Consider the following 2,187-nt stretch of genomic DNA (forward strand, 5'->3'; position numbering starts at 1 on the left):
TGGCTAGGGGACTTTACAAATTACAATCTGCGGCAATCATGTGGAAGTTACTTACTTATGGGTAACGGGATGGGTGGATAACCCCACCCAAATCAGGGCGGGGTTACCAGAATCTTATCCTATAGCAGTCCCAACACTTCATGGATAACTATATAAATGAAAATTTGGTTTCTTTAAACCAAAATTAATACTTTACAAATGATTAGTATCCATATAAACTTAAAATCTATATGGATGTCGGTGGAAAAAAAACAGAACAACCAAAACCCAGACGTGGGACGTTTTCTTCCATTCCTGGGCGATTTACTACGGTTTTGCGGGAAGATTGGGAAGAAGACAGATCCCCGGAGGAAGAATCCTCCCATAACAAAACAGAATTCTTTTCCGAGTTTCCTAAGACACTGATCACATCTAACAATTCCCCGGATATCCCTCACGGTTCCAGCATCAATCCCTATAAAGGATGCGAGCACGGATGCATTTATTGTTTTGCAAGACCAAACCATTCTTATGTGGATTTATCCCCCGGGATTGATTTCGAATCGAAAATTTTCATCAAACAGAATGTAGAAGAAGTTCTGATAAAGGATTTAAAACGAAGGAAAGGAAAAGTGGAGCCGATCCTGCTTGGAACCGCGACAGATCCCTACCAACCTATAGAAAGAAAGACGGGGAATACTAGAAAAATTCTGAAGACATGTCTTGAGTTTGGTCAACCGGTAGAGATTATTACAAAGTCTTCTTTGATTTTGAAAGATTTGGACATTTTAAGTGAAATGGCTAAATTGAATCTCATCCAGGTTTGCGTTTCCGTCACAACTCTAAACAAAGAACTATGGTCAAAGCTGGAACCAAGAACTGCATCGCCTAACAAAAGAATGGAGGCGATTGCAGGGCTTTCCCATGCTGGAATTCCTATCATACTGATGTTTGCTCCGGTGATCCCTTTTTTAAATGACCACGAAATGGAATCCATTGTCCGTTTGGGAAAAGAAAACGGGATTTCATTTGCGGTTATGATTTTGGTAAGACTTCCCTATGAAGTGGCGCCTCTTTTCGAAGGCTGGCTTTCCGAACACTACCCTCTTAAAAAAGACAAGGTGCTTGGACTCATCAGAGATACCCGGGAAGGAAAACTATACCAGTCCGATTTTAAGCAGAGAATGACAGGCACCGGAAACTATGCAGACCTTTTGCGAGCTAGGTTTCGGTTGATCCGAAAACAAACAGGTCTCACAGGAGGACCCAAGATCCTGGAAACCGCCCTCTTTCATATCCCGGAAAAGTTTCAAATCAAAACAAAGAAAGGTGAGAAAACCCTTCCCGGGCTATTTTAGTTTTTTAGGCAGAAACTTCAACTGCGTCCAAAACTTTTAAGAATTCTCTATTTTCAAAGGTTTCTATTCGCAGTAAGTATTGGTCCAAAGATTTCAGCCGATCGGAAATATCCTTTAGATTGATTCGCAAATCCGCTTTGAATTTGTGATGCTCTGAAATCAATCCTCTACAGTTTGGAGAACCACAACGGCACTCAAAAGACTCGAAATGGCCAAAATAGCTGCCATAATCCTCTATAATCTCTTCACCCGCTTTGATGTCTCGGAGAGCAAGACTGACGTTGTCATATTGCAATAAACCGGTAGAATTGGGATCACAGGAATGATTCACATACTTTCCTTCATCCCAAGGGACAATGACTCTCTTTTGGAAATCCAAATATCCGTAGATATTGAACTTTACTTTTTGTTTTTCATCGATGGTTTCAAAAACATCCAAATCAATTTTGATATCATGGTCATCTAGGATCCAAAGGATTTCTCCCCGGGTAAAATCACGACTTGCGAAAAGTCCCATACCTCGATCGGTGGGTTGGACAAATGTATCTGGATGAATCATGAGTGTGTTCTTGTTTTTATGCGCTTTGGCAGAGTTAGAGCAACTAAACGAATCAAACGAGTATAATTTTTGTAAAGATTAAATTCTAATTTCTTTTGGAATCTTTCTTAGATTCGATTTTTTCCTATATCCCTGCTGGTGGGTTCTTCGGATACTTCTTCTCGCTATATTGGATTTTATTCTGGTATCCCCGCCCTGATTTGGGAGGGGAACTGAACCCATCCCGTTACCCATAAAGTTCTTGTACGTGGTATAGCATTTAGTGATCTGTTGTTATGGAAAACGAGCAAG

The 2,187-nt window shown here is 40.6% G+C and carries 2 protein-coding genes; one reads left to right on the forward strand and one right to left on the reverse strand.

Translation table 11 applies throughout. From position 1 onward, the window contains the following. The first annotated feature begins 230 nt into the window (after positions 1-230). Positions 231-1,337, forward strand: coding sequence for a PA0069 family radical SAM protein (locus EHS11_RS18945; protein ID WP_135765962.1), 1,107 nt, complete (start codon positions 231-233; stop codon positions 1,335-1,337). Positions 1,338-1,341: 4 nt separating this feature from the next. On the opposite strand, the gene EHS11_RS18950 is transcribed toward EHS11_RS18945, so the two are convergent. Then, positions 1,342-1,896, reverse strand: a complete 555-nt coding sequence (locus EHS11_RS18950) for an SET domain-containing protein (RefSeq protein ID WP_135765963.1) — start codon at positions 1,894-1,896, stop codon at positions 1,342-1,344. Positions 1,897-2,187 lie beyond the last annotated feature (291 nt).

The sequence above is a fragment of the Leptospira ilyithenensis genome, from assembly GCF_004771005.1.
GTDB classification, from domain to species: domain Bacteria; phylum Spirochaetota; class Leptospiria; order Leptospirales; family Leptospiraceae; genus Leptospira_A; species Leptospira_A ilyithenensis.